We start from the raw sequence: 17,404 nt of genomic DNA, 5'->3' as shown, positions 1-17,404 counted from the left end.
CACCCTCCAGCGCTACGGCCGCCGCCGGCGGGCGCCGGCGGCGGGTCTGCTGCTGGATCGAGCATCCGGCCGGGCGGGGGATGCCTGCGTCTTCACGGGTGCGCGGTTGAACTCTCCGCAGGAAGGAGCTTCGCCAGGCCCGCGTAGCCGATCTCGTGCAGCCGCAGGCCGGACGTCGTCGCGTAGGCGTCGTCGGCGCGCAGGCCGATGCCCTCGACCACGCGGTTCATGAAGTTGAACAGGGCGCACACCTGGATCGCGTCGTGCAGGGCGCGGTCGTCCCAGCCCGCGGCGAACACGGCTTCGGCATCGGCGTCGGTGATCCGGGACGGCGTCCGGGTCAGCTTGCCGACGTAGGCCAGCACCGGCCGCAGCTTCTCGTCCACCGGAGCGGTGCCGAGGTCGCGCACCGCGGCGGCGAGCAGCCCTTCGGGGACGCCGAACGCCTCCGCGGTGATCGTGTGGATCCCGTGGCAGTAGCCGCAGCTATTCACCCCCGACACGTACGCCGCGATCAGCTCGCGCTCGCCGGGGGTGAACGGGGATTCGGCGCGCATCACCTGCTCGTGCAGGTCCAGCAGCGGCCGGGCCGGGCCGGGGTAGGCCTCGAACACGTGCAGCAGCCGGGTTTCAGCCGGCAGGGACTTCAGGTGGGACATCGGGTTCTCCGTCTCCGTCGGCCAGGCGGTCGACTTCCCCGCGGCGCAGCGAACAGGCGGTCAGGTAGGCGATCGAGGCCGGGCCGGCCTCGGGCACGGCGGCGGCGACCCGCGCGGCGGCTTCGACCCACGCGCCCCGCAGCGCGGCGGGGGACGAGGTGCCGGGCGTGCTGCCGATGGCGTCCCGGACGGCCCGCCAGCGCGCGCACCCGGCCGCGACCAGGCCGGGGAACCCGAACCCGGCGACGCCGTGCCGGGCCTGGTCGACCGCCTGCGTCACCAGAGCCGGGTCGTCGGCGAGCCGGGCGAAGCCGATCCCGGCCAGCAGGCGCGGGGCGTCGAGGCCGAGCAGGATGACGCCCACCTCGGTCGAGCCGGGGTCGTCGATCGCGGGCAGGGCGAACCGCGTGTCAGGCACCGGTCACCACCGGGACGCGCTCGTGGCGCAGGCTGTGCGCGATCGACGCGGCCACCCGCGCGGTCGCCACGCGGTGGCCGTCGATGTTGCGCGCGGCCGGGCCGAGCATCAGCCCGGCGGCCGCGCCGACCACCGAAACCCGGGGGGCGTGGGTGTAGCGCAGCGTCCGCTCGTCCAGGTCCGGCCAGCCGTCGCGCTCGTTCACGAGGTCCGGCGGCAGCAGCCCGGCGCCGCTCGACGGCGTGGTGCCCAGCGCCAGCACGGCGGTGTCCGCCTCGACCAGGCGTCCGCTCTCCAGCCGGCAGACCACGCCCTCGCCGATCTCCTTCACCGCCTCGCCGCGGTGGACGACCAGCCGCCCGTCGGCCTCGGCCCGCTGCAGCAGCGGCCGGAACTCGAACATCACCGACGCCCGCCGGTGCTGCCGCATCAGTTCCAGCCGGCCGGCCCGGTCGACGCCGTCGAAGCGCGCCCGGCCCTCGGGGCGGAAGAAGGACGAGTTGACGTCGGCGCACTGGTAGCGCTCGGCGGTCTCCCGGACCACCCAGTGCACCTGGCGGCCGGCCTCGAGCGCGCCGGTGATCAGGTGCGCCGCGGTGAGCCCGGCGCCGACCACGATCTGGCGCTGCGCGCCCGCGGGCACCGGATCGTCCCAATAGGACACTCCGGCCGGCGGGCGGCCGCCGCCCCACCAGGCGTCGGGCGCCGGGCGGCGCTCCTCGCCAAGGCAGAGCACGGCGTGCTGCGCGGTGACGGTGAACCGGTTCGCCCGCACGGTCACCGCTTCGGACGTCGGCAGCACCTCGCGCACGGACGCCTGCCACGTCTTCCCGGCCACGTGGTGGCTCGTCACCAGGTGGTCGCAGTAGGCGTCGAAGACGTCGACCGGCACGACCGAGCGGTGCCCGGCCTGCGCCATCCGGATCTCCCGCCGCTCGGTGCGGGTCAGCCGCGACCAGTGCAGCCGGGCGAAGTCCAGCAGCTCGCAGTCGCGGAACCCCTCGACGCCGGGGTGGTGCTCGTACGGCGAGCGCAGCACCCGCTGGCCGAGCCGGTCGATCCGGCCGAAGAACCGCCCGCACGGACGGCCGGTCCGGTCGAGCACCACGACGTCGCGGACGCCGTGGTGCCACAGCGCGGAGGCGACCGCCAGCCCCGCCGGGCCGGCCCCGACGATGACGACGTCGGCCGCGTTCGCCGGGGAACCGCCGGGGCCCGGGGCGGCGGGCAGGCGCGGCCAGTCACGTCCGCGGGGCGAGTCGAGCAGGTGCGGCTCCGGCACGAACCTGATCACGTGGCCGCTGCCGGGTTCAGTCGACGACGGAGATCGGCACGATCAGCTCGATCACCGGGCGCTGCTGCATCCCGTCGCTGACCAGCTGTTCCAGCGTCGCCTGCGACTGCTCGGCGCTGTCGGTGGCGATCGGGCTGTAGCGCGAGTAGAAGTACCCCGGCTTGCGGCCGCTGGTCTCCATCGAATACATCTTCAGCACCGATTCGCCCGGGCGGACCTCGCCGTCGTAGAAGGTGAGCCGCCGCTGGTCCGGTGTCATGAAGCTCTTGGCGAACTGCGGGGACATCACCGCGGTGCCGGGGTCGTCGACGAACGTCGAGTCCTCGTCCAGCACCGCCTGCATGGCCACCCAGGTCCGGTCGGTGAGGTTCGTTTCGGCCTTGATGACCTGCCAGCGCCCCGGCTCGGGCAGGGTGACGTTGACGGCGACGTCGTGGTCGGTGGTGTCGATCGCGCCGGTGATCATCAGTACCCGGCGGCCGAGGTCGGCCACACCGGTCATCTGAATATCACGGGCCCGCACGCGGCCGGAGACGTCCAGTCCCGGCAATTCGGGTGATGACATGGTGCAGCCTCCTGTAATTAGAGACCCCAGTAAAGTGGGCTGACCAGCAAACGCAAAAAGGCTTTCACACGGCTTGAGAGGCTGTCAAGGTGCGGAACGCATGATCGACGAGGCGTGAGCGGCACGACCGTCCCGGACGCCTGATCTAACCCGTTCGGCCTAGGCACCTTCCGGGCTGCTCGGCTCCTCGCGGGCCGGCGTGGTGTTCCCGGCCGCCGGGTCGCCGGGGTCGTCGTCCGGCGCGCCGAGGTAGCGGATGGCGAACGACGAATCCTCGCGCCGCAACATCACTTTCAGCACCAGATCGGGTTTCACCGCGACAATGAAATTGCTCCGGTCCCGCGGATCGCCAAAAATGTCGTAAATCAGAAATGCGGATCCGTCGCCGACCGCGAACAATGCGTCGTACATGACATTCCGCTCGGCCTGCGACGCCGATCCGGCCCACTCTTCCAGCAACTCGAACCCATCGGTGAGCTGGAGGCGCATCGCCATCAGCCGGCCTCCCCATCAACGTCCGTCGGGAACCCGGGACGGGTCGCGGGCCTGGTCCGCGCCGGGCTCGGTGACACTCCGGCCCACACAGCGTCCAGTCTGGCCGGGCCGCGCCGGGGTGGTCATCTCCGACCGTGCCCTGCCGCGCCGCCATACCGCGGGGATTGCGCAGTGCACAAGACGTCCGGCCGAAGTCGTGCGGTGTGCACTCGGAGCCCGGGAGTTCCGCACACCGCCCGGTGGCGACACCGGTGTCCGCACAGGAGGTGCCCCATGACCGACCAGCCCACCCCGCCCCGCCTCCGGGCCTCGCAGCCCCCGGCCGGCGCGGCCGCGCGCCAGCGCACCTGCGCGGCGTGCGGCGGTCCGTTCGAGCCGGGCCGCCGGACCGAGCTCGAGGTGCTCATCGACGGCGAGATCCGGTACGTAGCGGTGCATTCCGGGCACAGCACGCACGCCCCGGCCCGCGAGCGCCTGGCCACGTCCCGGCTGCCCGAGGCCCGGATCCACGGATCGGCGGCCTGACCGCTCCGCACTGCGGGAGACGTGGGCGGCGCAGCGCCGGTGCGACCGTGGAGGAGCCGGCTGGGGAGACGAGTGCCCGCAATCGGGGCCAGTTCCCTTCCGCCGCCCGCGATTTCGTCTCGCTCGCGCCGAAAGGAAGCACCATGACCACGACCCAGGTGTCGCCCGCCGACCAGGCGGCCGTCGCAGTGCTCACCCAGCGGCTCCTCGCCGCCTGGGTCCACCAGGACGCCGCCTCGATCGCGGACCTGTTCACCGACGACGGCACGCTGATCCTGCCCGGCATCTTCAAGCAGGGCCGGCCGGACATCCAGGCCTTCTTCAAGGACGCCTTCGACAACCAGTACGCCGGCACCCAGGTCGTCGGCAAGCCGATCGGCCTGCGGTTCCTCAGCGCCGACGTCGCCCTGCTGCTGTCCTCCGGCGGTGTCGTGGCGGCCGGTGAGACCGAGGTGTCCGACGTCCAGGCCATCCGCGCCTCCTGGTTCGCCGTGCGCACCGACGGCCAGTGGAAGCTCGCCGCGTACCAGAACACCCCGGCGAAGCACGGCCTGCCCGTCCCCGGCACGAACTCCGCCGCGGCATGACCGGCGCCATCCGCCGCGTCCCCCCGGGTCCCCCGCGCCGGGCGGCCCCGGGGATCCTGCGCAAGCTGCGCGCGGACCGGCTGGGCCTGATGAGCGAGGCGGTCCGGGAGTACGGGGACGCGGTCCGGGTGGCGATCGGCCCGAAGACGCTCTACATCTTCAACCACCCCGACCACGCCAAGCACGTGCTCGCCGACAACGCGGCCAACTACCACAAGGGCATCGGCTACACCGAGGCCAAGCGCGCGCTGGGCGACGGGCTGCTGACGTCCGAGGGCGCGCTGTGGAAGGAGCAGCGGCGCACCATCCAGCCGGTGTTCCAGCACAAGCGGATCGCCGCGCAGGCCGACGTGATCATCGACGAGGCGCTCGGCCTCGTCGAACGGCTCTCGGCCCACCGGGACACCGGCCGGCCGGTGGACGTGCTGACCGAGGTCACCGCGCTCACCCTCGGCGTGCTCGGCAGCACCCTGCTGGACATCGACCTCGGCGAGTTCGACGGCGTCGAGCACTCCTTCGAGGCCGTCCAGGACCAGGCCATGTTCGAGATGGAAACCCTGGGCATGGTGCCGCGGTGGCTGCCGCTGAAGGGGCAGCGGGCGTTCCGGTCGGCGCGCGACCACCTCCAGGAGGTCGTCGGGGTCCTCGTCGAACGGCGGAAGACGCAGCCGTCGGCCGCCGGCGACGACGTGCTGACCCGGCTGATCGCGTCCACCGCCAAGGAGAGCGACCGCCGCGTCGCCGACCGCCGCATGCGCGACGAGCTCGTGACGCTGCTGCTGGCCGGGCACGAGACGACCGCCAGCACCGTCGGCTGGACGCTGGACCACGTCAGCAGGCACCCGGAGGTCCGGGAGCGGCTGCACGCGGAGGCGGTGGCGGTCTACGGCGACCGCCGCCCGGAGTACGCGGACCTGACCCGGCTGCGCTACACGCACCTGGTGCTGCAGGAGGCCATGCGGCTGAACCCGCCGGTGTGGATCCTGCCGCGCCGGGCGCTGGCCGACGACGAGGTCGGCGGCTACCACGTGCCGGCCGGCGCCGAGGTGCTGATCTGCCCGTACACCCTGCACCGGCACCCGCGGTACTGGCCGGAGCCGGAGCGGTTCGACCCCGACCGGTTCGACCCGGACAAGCCGGTGGACCGCCCGCGCTACGCCCACATCCCGTTCGGCGCCGGGCCCCGGTTCTGCGTCGGCAACCACCTGGGGCTGATGGAGGCCACCTTCATCATCTCGACGCTGTTCCGCGAGCTGCACTTCGACTCCGTGCCCGGCCGGGCGCCCGTGCCGGAGCCGATGATGTCGCTGCGCCTCGGCGGCGGGCTCCCGCTGACCGTCCGCTCGTCCCCGGAAGCCGGCCGTTCCGCGGCCTGACCCCTCCGACGTCGCGAAAGTGAGTGAAGTACATGAGTGACCAGGCGGAGCACCCCTACGGCCGTCCCGAAGAGCACCCGAAGGCCGCGGACTTCGCGAAGCTGCGTGCCGCCATCGCCGACGAACGCGTCCGCGAGCACTTCCCGTACCGGTTCCTGGCGGCCAACGAGACCTTCGGCCGCCTGGTCGACGCGACGGCGTACCGGATCCTGGCCTCGATCGGCGCCCTGCCGTCCGCCGACGGGATTTCGGTCCAGCAGGCCAAGCAGGAGCTGTCGATCCCCTGGCGCCGGACGATCCCGCTGCACTTCCTCTACGAGAAGCTGTCGGACTCGGGCATCCTGACCCGCGAGGGCGGCCGGTTCGTCCCCGGCCCGGCGGCCGTCCCGGTGTGGGACGACGTCGCGGCCGAGCTCGCCGCGCGTGAGCCGGGTGCCGCCGTCGCCGCGGAAATCCTGCAGACCCTGGTCGACGAGGCGAAGAAGTTCTTCGCCGGCGAGGCGACGGGCGACGAGATCCTCTTCGCGCCGCAGCAGCTTCCGTTGTGGCTCAAGTACTTCTCGAACGACAACCTGCTCTACTCGATCAACAACAAGGTGGGCGCGGAAGCGCTGTCCCGCCTGGTGCCCGCGGGCGGGATCGAGATCCTGGAGATCGGCGGCGGCTGCGGCAGCGGCGCCGAGCAGGTCCTGCGCACGCTCGGGGCCGACGTCAAGCGCTACCGGTTCACCGAGGTCGCCGAGACGTTCGCCCGGCACGGCGAGAAGGCGGCGGCCGCGGCCGCGTCACCGACGACGACGGTCGAGTCCGCCCGCATCGACATGACGCTGCCGTGGGAGGGTCAGGGCGTCGAGCCCGGCACGTTCGACGCGGTGTACGCGGTCAACTGCTTCCACGTGGCACCCGACCTCGACTTCGTCGTCGCCGAGGCGGCGAAGGCGCTGAAGCCGGGCGGGGCGGTCGTGGTGTCCGAGTGCGTGCGGCCCACGAAGCTCGCCCGGCCGATCCACGCCGAGATCATCTTCGACTTCCTGGACAGCTTCACCGACGTCATGACCGACCCGGTGAAGCGGCCGACGCACGGCTTCCTGACCCCGGCGGCCTGGCGCGCGACGTTCGAGGCGGCCGGGCTCGGCGACGTGACGGTCCTCCCGGACGTGGACGCCATCGCCGAGGAGTACCCCGACTTCGTCGTGGGCGCCGTGATCGCCCGCGCGGCGCGGTAGGGGCGCGCGATGGTCGCGGGTCTCGTCCGGTTCGCGGTGCGCCGGTCCCTGCGGGACACCCGGTACGTCGGGGTCGTCCCCCGGCGCCGGGCCACCGGCCTGGTCGCCGAGGTGTACCGCCAGGTGGAGCGGGACTTCAGCATGCTCGCCCCACCGGTCGCACTGCACTCGGCGGCCCCGGAGACACTGGCCGCCGCGTGGTCGGTCCTGCGGGAAACCCTGCTGGCACAGGGCCTCGCGGGCCGGGCCGCAAAAGAGGCGGTGGCCACCGGGGTGTCGACGGCGAACAGCTGCCCGTACTGCGTGGACGTGCACGGAATGACGCTGGCGGCAATGCCGGCCGGCCCGGAAACGGCCCGCCTCGAGGACTGGGCGCGCGCGTCCGCGGCGGGGGCGGCGGACGCGCCGCCGTTCCCCCCGGAGCAGGCGCCCGAGCTGGTCGGCGTGGCGGTGACGTTCCAGTACTACAACCGCATGGTGAACGTGTTCCTCCGCGAGTCACCGTTCCCGTCCCACGTCCCGGAGTCGGCCAAGCCACAGGCACGCCGAGTACTCGGCGGCGTCCTGCGGCCGCCATCGGGACCGGGCCCCCAGGCGGGCGACTCGCTGCAGCTGCTGGCGGCGGCACCCCACCCGGAGGACCTGGCGTGGGCGCGCTCGAACGACGTCGTGGCCGACGCGTTCGCCCGCGCGTACGCGGCAACGGAGGCAGCGGGCGCCCGCTCGGTACCGGAGGCGGTCCGCACGCTCCTGCACGAGCGACTGTCCACCTGGGACGGACAGCCGCCGGGCCTGAGCCGCGCCTGGCTGGAGCAAGAGGTCGCGGGCCTCACGGAGGCAGACCGCCCGGCCGCCCGCCTGGCGCTGGCCATCGCCCTGGCGTCCTACCAGGTCGACGAGGGCCTGGTGGAGGCATTCCGAGCAACGGCCCCGGCGGACGCCACCCTGGTGGAGCTGGCGGCGTGGGCAAGCATGGCAGCAGCCCGCCGAGCAAGCACCTGGCTGGCGGGCCGCCTGGACCCCGCCTGAATGACCAGCGAACTCGCGTGCCCAAAAAGGACAGCGTCGTCCCGGGCACGCGAGTTCGCCTTCCCAGCCCCACGACAAGCGCACCCGGACGGGACGACACGCGTACCTCACCGGACGACACGCGTACTTGGCCGGACGACACGGCGGAACCCCGGTGGCTCCTCGTGTCGTCCGGCTGGGTACGCGTGTCGTCCGCGCGGGTACGCGTGTCGTCCGTCCGGGTTCAGCGTGGGAGGGCTGAGCGGCGCCAGGCGCCGGGGGTGTGCCCCCAGGACTCCCCAGCCCAAGCCGAACGCTCCGGCACCGAAGCCACCGCAGAAGCAGCCGCAAGCCCGGCGAGCACCGTCACCAGTGCCGCCAGGCTCACGTCATCCGCACCACCGCGTACGACCAGGACCAGCTCCTCAGTCACCGCAAACTCCATCAGATCGGCAGGTTGCCGTGTTTTCGGGCCGGCCCGGGCTTCCGCTTCTCCCGTAGCATCGCCAGCCCGCGGGCGATCGCCGCGCGGGTTTCGGCCGGGTCGATGATGTCGTCGACCAGGCCGCGCTCGGCGGCGTACTGCGGGTTGAGGTACTCCTCCGTGTACTCCGCGACGAGCCGGGCGCGCAACGCCGCCGGGTCCGCCGCGGCCGCGAGGTCGCGGCGGTGCAGCACGTTCACCGCGCCCTCCGCCCCCATCACCGCGATCTCGTTCGTCGGCCAGGCCAGTGACAGGTCGCACCCGATGGACCGCGAGTCCATCACGATGTACGCGCCGCCGTACGCCTTGCGCACGATCACCTGGATCCGCGGCACGGTCGCCTCGCAGTAGGCGTGCAGCAGCTGCGCGCCCTGCCGGATGATCCCGCCGCGCTCCTGCTCGACGCCGGGCAGGAAGCCTGGGACGTCGACCAGGCTGACCAGCGGGATCCCGAAGGCGTCGCAGAACCGCACGAACCGGGCGGCCTTCTGCGACGCCGGCCCGTCGAGCACCCCGGCGAACACCACCGGCTGGTTGCCGACGAGCCCGACCACCCGGCCGTCGACGCGCGCGAGCGCGCACAGCACGTTGCGGGCCCAGCCCGCGTGCAGCTCGAAGAACTCTTCGTCGTCGGCGATCTCCGCGAACACGTCCCGCATGTCGTACGGCTGGTTCGGTTCCGACGGGACGATCTCCGCCAGTTTCGGCCGGTAGTCCTCCACGGCCCCGGTCGGGGCGGTCACCGGCGGCTGCTCCAGGTAGTTCGACGGGAGCAGGGAAACCAGGTGGCGCACGTCGGCGAGGCACTCGTGCTCGTCGTCGTGCACGACGGTGGCGACGCCGGAATGCGACCCGTGCACGTCGGCCCCGCCGAGTTCCTCGTGGCTGACGCGCCGGCCGGTCACGGCCTCGACGACGTCGGGTCCGGTCAGGTACATCCGCGCGGTGTCGCGCACCATGAAGGTGAAGTCGGCCAGCGCCGGCGAGTAGGCGGCACCGCCGGCGCACGGCCCGAGGATCACGCTGATCTGCGGGATCACCCCGGACGCCTCGACCTGGCGGCGGAAGATCCCGCCGTAGCCGTTCAGCGCGAGCACGCCTTCCTGGATCCGCGCGCCCCCGCTGTCGTTCAGGGCGATCACCGGGGCGCCGTTCGCCACGGCGAGGTCGAGCACCTTCTGGATCTTCGCCGCGTGCGCCTCCCCCAGCGACCCGCCGAAGAGGGTGAAGTCCTGGGCGTAGACGAACACGCGGCGGCCGTCGATCGTGCCCGAGCCGGTGACGACACCGTCGGTGTGCGGCCGGTTCGCGGCCAGCCCCGGCCCGGTGGCCTGGTGACGGCGGTACGGCTCGAGCTCCAGGAACGAGTCCTCGTCCAGCAGCAGCGCGAGCCGTTCACGGGCAGTGAGCTTGCCCAGCGAGTGCTGGCGCCGCACCGCGTCGAGCTTCCCGTCGACGATGTGCCCGCGCAGCTCCCGCCGCCGCTGCCGCAGCAACGGCATGCCGGGGCGCGGCGCGGGCACGGAGTCGGCCGTGGCGAGCGCGATCACCTGGGCGTCGCCGGTTTCCGCGCCGCGGCCGAGCCGGCGGCGCCCGGCGCGGAGTTCGGCCGGGACGGGCACCACGTCCGTCTCGTCCGCGCGCTGGGCGCCGCTGTCGGAGGGACCGCTCACGCGGCATCCCTCATCCGCTCTTCCCGGTCACGCTCGATCTCGGCGACGATGTCCGACCACACGATGCCCCGGCCGAGCCGCGGCATCGGGTGGGTGATCACCTCGGCCGGCGCTTCGGGAACGAGCCGCACCGGTGCGGCGCCGGACTCCGGGCGCCCTGACTCACTGGCGGTCACGGGTGAACCTCCTCCATCACCGCGGTCCCGGCTCGTCCGGGACCGGCATCCTGGTACGGCTTCACGCCGCGCGGGCGCGGGCGTCGACGTTGTGGTAGCCGCCGCCGTAGAAGACGAGCGCGTGCTCGCCCGTTCCCGAGTTGGCCGCGACCACGCGGCCGAGGAAGATCGAGTGGTCACCGCCCTGGACGACCTGCGCCACCTCGCACTCCAGCCAGGCCAGCGCACCGGTGAGCAGCGGTGCGCCGGTCTGCGCGCCGAGGGTGCAGGCCACGCTCTCGAACTGGGCCATCCCGTCCGGCCGCCGCCAGTCGGCGAAGTACTTCGACAGGCCCTGCTGGTCCGACGCGAGGATGTTCACCGCGAACGAGCCGGCGGCGACGATCGACGCGTGCATCCGGGCCGCCTTCGACACGCAGCAGAGCACGAGCGGCGGGTCCAGCGACACCGACGTGAACGCGTTCGCCGTCATGGCGTGGGCGCCCTCGCCGCCGACGGTGAGGACCGTGACGCCCGTGGCGAAGCGGGACATCACCTGCCGCAGCGCCGGTTGCGGCGAAAGCTCGCGCCGTCCCGGCGGCTTCGGCAGCCGCTGGAGCGGCCGCCGTTCGACGGAGTTCCCTCCTGCTTGGGCCACTTCACGCTCCCTTGCCGTTGAGCACCGAAGCCACCGTGTACGGCTTCAGCGCCTCCAGCAGCGCTTCGGGCACCCGGGCCGGCGCGGTCGCGTTGTTCGGCCCGCGCATGCACGCGATCCGCTGCCGACCGCGCGCCACCAGCCGCTCGCCGTCCGGGTGCAGGTGCACGTAGTCGAACGTGAACTGCAGCTGCGTCTGGGTCAGCTCTTCCAGGCGCATCCGGATGGACAGCTCGTCGAACCCGGTGATCTCGGCGAAGTACTCGCACTCCACGCGGAGCGTGTAGAGCTTGAGGTCGCCGCGGATGTCCTCCAGCACCGCCGGAGCCTTCTCCAGGAGGAACATCTCACGGCAGCGCCCCTGCCACCGCACGTAGTTGACGTAGTAGACGTTGCCCACCATGTTGGTCTCTTCGAAGCCGACCGTGTGGCGGAGCTCGTAGTAGTCGGTCATCTCAGTTCCCCTCTGCCTGGAGCACGGCGAAGACCACGGGGTCGGGCCGGTCGTTGACCGTGGTCGACCAGGTCGCGATCAGGGCCTCGCCGCAGGCGAGCAGTGCCCACCCGTCCGGCTCGACCCGGCGGACGGTGAGTGCCTGGGTCATCAGGCCGGTCTTGCGGACGCATTCCAGCGCGCTCCACACCCGGGTGTTGGCCACCGCGAGCGGCTCACCGGTGTCGGCGGCCAGCAGCCGGCCGACGGCGACGAGCTCTTCGCCCAGCAGCCCGGCCCAGTCCTCGTCGGTCCGCTCGATCGCGCTCTCGATGTCGCACGTGAGCTGCCCGCTGCCGGTGACGGCCAGGGTCAGCTGCGCCGTGTGGGACGCGCTCACCTCGACGCCGTCGGTCTCCGGCTTGCCGTCGGGGCGGTAGCGGATCTCGAGCTGCCGGTCGAGGCTCCGGCTCGCGGCCAGCGCCGTCTGGGCCCGCCGCTCGGCGATCCCTTCGGCCGGGCTGCCCACCGGGTCCGGCTCGACGACCACCGAGCGCGTCCCGCCGAGCAGGCGCTCGCACGCACGCTCCACATAGGACCCGAGCATCGACGGGACCCACGGGCCCGCGCCGTCGCGCTTGCGGACCGCGCGCAGCATCAGCCCTTCCCAGCGTTCGACCAGGGTGCCGTCCGGGTTGCGGACGTCGAGGTCGTAGACGTAGCTGTCGTCGTCCTGGAACCGTTCGCGGGCGTCGAGCAGGACGTACTCGTCGTGCTGGGCCCCCGGCTCGGCCAGGTACAGCTTCTCGATGCTCTGCGGCAGCAGGGTCGCGTCGGGGATGCAGCACTGGATCGCGTGCATCATCGCGTCCCGGGTGCCCGGGTCGGCGAGCAGCTGCTCCTGCGGCAGGAACGGCGCGAACCAGTTGACGTTCGCCGTGGTCGCGATCTCGGCGACGGCGTGCCGGGCACTGGCCCGCCGGTAGCCGACCACGCGCTGGAACCGCTTGCCCTGGAACAGGACCGAGCCGTAGAGCTCGCTGATCGGCTCCACCGGGACCGGCGGCAGCGGGACGTCCCGGCGCACGGCTTCCCCGAGCTCCGCCGGGCGGGCGAAGCTCAGCCGGGCGCGGAAGTGGTCGGCGCTGAAGCCGGTCTCGTCGCTGCGGAGCACGACGTCGACGGTGTCGGCGTCCCTGGCCAGCGTGGCCAGCCGGATCGTCGTCGAGCGGCCGGGCGAGACGATGATCGGCCGGAGGAACTCGACGTTCTCGAGCACCGGCGTCCCGCCGCGGCCCAGCGTCGCCGTCGCGGCCTGGGTCATCGCCTCCATGCCCAGCACGGCCGGGAAGAGCAGCTGGCCGTCGAGCAGGTGGTCGGCCAGGTACGGGTCGCTGCCCGCGGAGAGCTCGGCCTCGGTGATCAGCTCGACACCGGGGTAGTGCACGACCGCCCGGTCGATGAACCGGGTCAGCGGCAGCTCGCGCCGCTGGATCGGCAGCGTGGGCAGGCCGTTCATCCGGCCGCAGATCACCAGCACCGGCGGGGTGGCCGGGTCCGACAGCAGGCGGCGCAGGATGGCGATGCCGTCGTCGAGCGGGATCGGCGTGATGCCGTCGCGCTGCAGGGCGGTGACCACGCCGAGCTTCTCGCCCATGCCGGCCCCGGACCAGACCGACCACTCCAGCGCGATCGCCCGCGCCTGCGGGTACTCGCGGCCGAAGCGCAGGGTCGCCTCGGTCAGCCAGTCGTTCGCGGTCGAGTAGTGCGCCTCGCCGCGGAGACCGGCCCGGCCGATGATGCTGCCGAAGGTGACCAGCAGCTTGATCCGGTTCTTGTCGACCGCGTCGAGCACGGCGTTCAGGCCGCCGATCTTCGGCGCGAGCGTCTTGCGGAAGGTGTCCTCGGTCAGGCTGAACAACGCGGCCGGCTCGTTGCGGCCGGCGCCGTGCATCACCGCGGTGACCGGGCCGAGGTCGGCCTCCATCCGGGCGACCGCCTCGGCGACCTGCGCGGCGTTGGTGACGTCGGCCCGCTCGTAGCGGTAGCGGACGCCGGCCGCTTCCATCCGGTCGAGGTTCTCGGCCAGTTCGCTGTCCTGCTCCGGGTCGCTGCGGCCGAGGAGGGCGAGCTTCGCCCCGGAGTCCTTGGACAGCGCCAGCGCGCTTTCCGCGGTGATGCCCTTGCCGCCGCCGGTGACCAGGAGGACGTCGGTGCGGTCGAGGGTCTCCGGGACCGGCCCGGCCGGCGCGGCCGGCAGCCCCACCAGGCGCGGCACCGTGCGGCCGCCCTCGCTGTCGTAGCGGGCTTCGGTGAAGTCCGAGGTCGCGGCGACCTCGGCGACCACCGCGGTCACCGCCGCCTCGATCGACTCGGGCGCCGCCGGGGTCGGGTCGGCCAGGTCGACGATCGTGGTCTTCGCCGACGGGTCCTCCAGCCGCAGCGTCTTCGCCAGGCCGGAAGCGCCGTACCCGTGGTGCACGACGACGAACCGCGTGCCGTTGGGCGCGGCCAGCAGCGTCCGGGCCGCGTCGAGGAACAGCCCGACGTGGCTGGAGTCGCAGTCGGCGGGCAGGCACAGCAGGACGCCGTCACCGACGCCGCTGTGGGCCAGCGCCGTCCGCAGCGGCTCGGCGAGCGGGTTCCGCGGCGTGGCGAAGACCTGCCACTCCGCCGAACCGGCGCCGGTGGTGAGGTCCGCGGCCGGGCGCGCCGCGGGCAGGTACTCGACCGCGAACGGGCGGACCCACGGCCCGATCCCGGGCGCCTCGCCCTTGCCCGCGTTGTCGTCGGGCTTCGCCGTCTGCGCCAGCTCGTCGATCATCTCGGCGAGCTCGCCGAGGCAGACCGTGGCGAAGTTCGGCATGCCCTCCAGCGCCGGCCGGCCCAGCGCGCGGGTGACGTCGTTGACCAGCTGGCCCACGGTGATCGACGACAGGTGCAGGTCGTCGAGCGGGTGGGTGTCGGCCGTGACGGACTCCAGCGGCAGCTCGACGCGCTCGGCGGCGAGCTTGCGGAGCAGGTCGAGCGTGCTGCCGCTGTCGGCGGTCGCGTCGGCCTCGGTCTCGGTGGCCTGGGCCCGCTCCGCGGCCAGCTCGGCGGCGAGGTCGGCGTCGATCGCCGGCGCGGCCTCGCAGGGGCTGGCCAGGAACTTGAACACGCCGTCGGCCGGCAGTTCCCGGACCACGCGGCCGGCGAACAGCTGCTCCGCGGTGATCGGCGCGCCCAGCGCGAACGCCGCGCCCAGCACCCGCAGCACCCCGGAGAGGGAGGCGTTGTCCGTGTCCAGCGCGAGCACCGGCGTGCCCGGCGCGATCTCCTCGAACAGCCCGGTGAGGACGCGGCCGGGGCCGACCTCGATCACCAGGTCGCTGCGCTCGGCGACCTTCGCCGCCGCCTCGCGGAACCGGACCGGCTGCACGATCTGGTCGCGCAGCAGCTCCGGCAGGTTCTCCGCGGCGTGCAGGACGTCGCCGGTCACGGTGGAGACGACCGGGCGTTCGAGCCGCGCGAAGGCGAATTCGCCGAGCCGCTCGATCATCGCGGTCGCGGCGGGCTCGACCTCCGGGGAGTGGAAGGCGTGCGACACCTTGATCCGGCCGGCGCCGACGCCCTGGGCCTTCGCCCGGTCGACCACCCGGTCGACCGACGCGGCCGGGCCCGAGATCACCGTCTGCTGCGGCGCGTTGTAGCCGGCGATGACGACGTCCGAACCCAGGCCGAGCTCTTCGGTGCGGCCGGGCGAGGCGGCGATGCTGGCCATCGCGCCGGTGCCCGGGCCGACCTCGGTCGCCATCACCTTGCCGCGGATCTTCGCGAGCTTCAGCACGTCCCGCTCGCCGACCGCGCCGGCCCAGTGCAGGGCGGTCAGTTCGCCGAGGCTGTGCCCGGCGGCCGCGTCGGCTTCGATGCCGAACCCGCGCAGCACGCGCAGCCCGGCCAGCGAGCCGGTGACGATCCGCGGCTGCGCCACCTCGGTGGCGACCTGGTCGCCGGTGGCCGGCAGCCCGGCGGCGTCGTGGATCTCGGCGGCCACGGCGAACCGGCGGCGCAGCGCGCTGTCCCCGCCGCGGCCCGAACCCTGGCCGGGGAACAGGAACCCGATCTTCGGCGCGGACGGGCGCGAGCTCGCGAAGATGCCGTCCGCGGCGTCGAAGACCGACGGACCCTCCTCGAGCAGTTCGAGCAGCCGGGTCAGCTTCCGCTCGGCCTGCTCCGGGTTCGCGGCGACGACCGCGGCCCGGACCGCCTTGCCCGACAGCTCCCCGGCCAGCGAGCCGGCCAGGTCGGTCAGCTCGGCGAAGGACAGCTTGGGCACCAGCTCCAGCAGCGCGGCGATCCGGCCGCGCAGGGTGGCGACGTCGTCGGCGTCGAACAGCAGCAGCTCGGCGTCCTGACGGCCGGCGACCAGGCTGCGGGAGCGCTCGTCGAGGTCGGCGCGGCGGGCCGCGTTCGGCGCCTCGGCCACCGTGACGTGCGAGTTGATCCCGCCGAAGCCCATCGCGGAGACACCGGCGCGCACCGGCTGGTCCGACGGCCACAGCGTGGCCTCGCGCGGCACGTACATCCGGGCGGAGCCGCCGGTCAGCGACTCGTGCGGGACGAAGTGCCCGGTGGCGGGCGGGATGACCTGGTGGTACACCGACAGCGTGGCCTTGATCAGGCCGGCGACGCCGGCCGCGGCCTTGGTGTGCCCGATGTTGCCCTTGATCGTGGACAGCGCGGCCGGCTTGGCCAGCGGGTCGGCTTCCCGGCGCGCGTTCGACAGCGCCTCGATCTCGGTGGCGTCGCCGAGCGCGGTGCCGGTGCCGTGGCCCTCGAAGTAGGACACGGTCTCGACGCCGTAGCCCGCGCGGGTGTAGGCGCGCTTCAGGGCGAGCTGGTGGCCGGCGGCTTCGGGCCGCGTGATGCCGCCCTTGCCGTCGGAGGAGATGCCCCAGCCGGCGACGGTGGCGTAGATCCGCTTGCCCTGCTCGATCGCGTCGGCTTCGCGCATCAGGACGAGCATGCCCGAGCCTTCGCCCGGCCAGAAGCCGTTCGAGTCGGCGTCGTAGACCTTCATCTCGCGCTTGGCGAGCGCCCCGGTCTTGGCGAAGCCGATCACCTCGAACGGGTCGATCGAAAGGTCGACACCACCGGCGATGGCGACATCGAGGTCGCCCTGGGCCAGCGCGTTCGCGGCGCTGACCACCGACAGCAGCGAGGACGAGCAGGCGCCGTCCACGGTGTAGCCGCCACCGGCGAAGTCGAAGTAGTTGCAGACCCGGCCGGCGATGGTGTTCGCGAGGCCGCCGGCGAGGGTGTCCTCGTTGATCTCCGGGAACGGCTCCTTGTACTGGACCTCCAGCTCGCGCAGGAAGTCCGCGGTCTCGTCGTCGGCCCAGCCGCGCTCGGCCAGCGCCGCGGCGACCGTGCGCCGGACGTAGGGCCAGCGCAGCCGCAGGACGTTGGCGCGGGAGAACTCGCCGGTGAGGCTGTTGCCGATGACCACGCCGGTGGCCGTCTTCGGCGCGCCGTCGCCTTCGGGGTACCCGGCGTCGGCGAGCGCCTGCTGGGCGACCTCGAGGGCCAGCCAGTGCGTCGTGTCGGTGGCGCGGAAGGTGCTGCCCGCGACCTTGTGGGCGACCCGGTCGAACTCGTAGTCGCGCAGCACCGCCGCGTTCTGGGCGTAGAACCGGTCCGGCGCCTTCGGGTCGGGCGAGTAGTAGTCCGCCCGGTTCATCCGCTCGTCGGGCAGCCGTCGGAAGGCCCGGCGACCGGCCAGCACGTTCTCCCAGAGCTCCTCCGGGGAACTTGCGTCCGGATACCGGAGGCCGATACCCACGATCGAAATCCGCTCACCGCTCAT

General features: G+C 73.0%; 16 protein-coding genes. 5 read left to right on the top strand and 11 right to left on the bottom strand.

The window, feature by feature from the left end; genetic code table 11:
- Nucleotides 1–92: 92 nt before the first annotated feature.
- The 5 genes from OO60_RS41345 to OO60_RS41325 all read right to left on the bottom strand — a co-directional run bounded on the left by OO60_RS41345 (nt 93) and on the right by OO60_RS41325 (nt 3,431).
- A complete protein-coding gene (locus OO60_RS41345) occupies nt 93–659 on the bottom strand; it encodes a carboxymuconolactone decarboxylase family protein (protein ID WP_003086672.1) in 567 nt (188 codons plus the stop codon).
- Nucleotides 631–1,077 carry a DUF6187 family protein gene (locus OO60_RS41340; RefSeq protein WP_033263425.1) on the bottom strand — a complete coding sequence of 149 codons (447 nt, stop codon included), beginning with the start codon at nt 1,075–1,077 and terminating at the stop codon, nt 631–633. The genes OO60_RS41345 and OO60_RS41340 overlap by 29 nt, the downstream gene beginning before the upstream one ends.
- Nucleotides 1,070–2,371: an NAD(P)-binding protein gene (locus tag OO60_RS41335; protein ID WP_033263414.1), complete on the bottom strand. Its 1,302-nt coding sequence runs from the start codon at nt 2,369–2,371 to the stop codon at nt 1,070–1,072. Before OO60_RS41335 ends, OO60_RS41340 begins: the two co-directional genes overlap by 8 nt.
- Nucleotides 2,372–2,387: 16 nt before the next feature.
- Entirely contained in the window at nt 2,388–2,873 is a 486-nt protein-coding gene (locus OO60_RS41330; protein ID WP_033263413.1) for a DUF6423 family protein, read from the bottom strand.
- 222 nt (nt 2,874–3,095) lie between these two features.
- The gene (locus OO60_RS41325) at nt 3,096–3,431 is read right to left on the bottom strand and encodes a DUF6235 family protein (RefSeq protein ID WP_063749458.1); all 336 of its coding nucleotides are present in this window, start codon (nt 3,429–3,431) and stop codon (nt 3,096–3,098) included.
- Between the two features lie 273 nt (nt 3,432–3,704).
- Here OO60_RS41325 and OO60_RS41320 point away from each other — a divergent pair, with 273 nt between their 5' ends.
- The 5 genes from OO60_RS41320 (at nt 3,705) to OO60_RS48300 (ending at nt 8,174) form a co-directional block, all read left to right on the top strand.
- Nucleotides 3,705–3,956, top strand: a complete 252-nt coding sequence (locus OO60_RS41320) for a hypothetical protein (protein WP_051767967.1) — start codon at nt 3,705–3,707, stop codon at nt 3,954–3,956.
- Nucleotides 3,957–4,099: 143 nt separating this feature from the next.
- Complete coding sequence (locus OO60_RS41315; RefSeq protein WP_004561033.1) at nt 4,100–4,543, top strand: SgcJ/EcaC family oxidoreductase; 444 nt, start codon at nt 4,100–4,102, stop codon at nt 4,541–4,543.
- The gene (locus tag OO60_RS41310) at nt 4,540–5,919 is read left to right on the top strand and encodes a cytochrome P450 (RefSeq protein ID WP_004561034.1); all 1,380 of its coding nucleotides are present in this window, start codon (nt 4,540–4,542) and stop codon (nt 5,917–5,919) included. The genes OO60_RS41315 and OO60_RS41310 overlap by 4 nt, the downstream gene beginning before the upstream one ends.
- A 32-nt stretch (nt 5,920–5,951) precedes the next feature.
- Nucleotides 5,952–7,145 carry a class I SAM-dependent methyltransferase gene (locus OO60_RS41305; RefSeq protein WP_155849051.1) on the top strand — a complete coding sequence of 398 codons (1,194 nt, stop codon included), beginning with the start codon at nt 5,952–5,954 and terminating at the stop codon, nt 7,143–7,145.
- A 9-nt stretch (nt 7,146–7,154) separates the two neighbouring features.
- Entirely contained in the window at nt 7,155–8,174 is a 1,020-nt protein-coding gene (locus tag OO60_RS48300) for a carboxymuconolactone decarboxylase family protein (RefSeq protein WP_004561036.1), read from the top strand.
- Nucleotides 8,175–8,397: 223 nt separating this feature from the next.
- Here OO60_RS48300 and OO60_RS46830 read toward each other — a convergent pair whose 3' ends face one another.
- From OO60_RS46830 to OO60_RS41275, 6 genes are all read right to left on the bottom strand, one after another.
- Nucleotides 8,398–8,598 (bottom strand): acyl-CoA carboxylase epsilon subunit, encoded by a 201-nt coding sequence (locus OO60_RS46830; RefSeq protein ID WP_155849052.1) that lies wholly within the window; start codon nt 8,596–8,598, stop codon nt 8,398–8,400.
- Nucleotides 8,598–10,310, bottom strand: a complete 1,713-nt coding sequence (locus OO60_RS41295; RefSeq protein WP_004561037.1) for an acyl-CoA carboxylase subunit beta — start codon at nt 10,308–10,310, stop codon at nt 8,598–8,600. The genes OO60_RS46830 and OO60_RS41295 overlap by 1 nt, the downstream gene beginning before the upstream one ends.
- Nucleotides 10,307–10,486, bottom strand: coding sequence for a DUF6222 family protein (locus OO60_RS41290; RefSeq protein WP_004561038.1), 180 nt, complete (start codon nt 10,484–10,486; stop codon nt 10,307–10,309). Before OO60_RS41290 ends, OO60_RS41295 begins: the two co-directional genes overlap by 4 nt.
- 61 nt (nt 10,487–10,547) lie before the next feature.
- Nucleotides 10,548–11,123 carry a flavin reductase family protein gene (locus OO60_RS41285; RefSeq protein ID WP_004561039.1) on the bottom strand — a complete coding sequence of 192 codons (576 nt, stop codon included), beginning with the start codon at nt 11,121–11,123 and terminating at the stop codon, nt 10,548–10,550.
- A 1-nt stretch (nt 11,124) separates the two neighbouring features.
- Entirely contained in the window at nt 11,125–11,577 is a 453-nt protein-coding gene (locus OO60_RS41280) for an acyl-CoA thioesterase (protein ID WP_004561040.1), read from the bottom strand.
- A 1-nt stretch (nt 11,578) separates the two neighbouring features.
- Complete coding sequence (locus tag OO60_RS41275; RefSeq protein WP_081911317.1) at nt 11,579–17,404, bottom strand: type I polyketide synthase; 5,826 nt, start codon at nt 17,402–17,404, stop codon at nt 11,579–11,581.

This window comes from Amycolatopsis vancoresmycina (genome assembly GCF_000716785.1).
GTDB classification, from domain to species: Bacteria; Actinomycetota; Actinomycetes; order Mycobacteriales; family Pseudonocardiaceae; genus Amycolatopsis; species Amycolatopsis vancoresmycina.
Note: the sequence above shows the minus strand (reverse complement) of the source record. Positions and strands in the feature narration are given on the sequence as shown.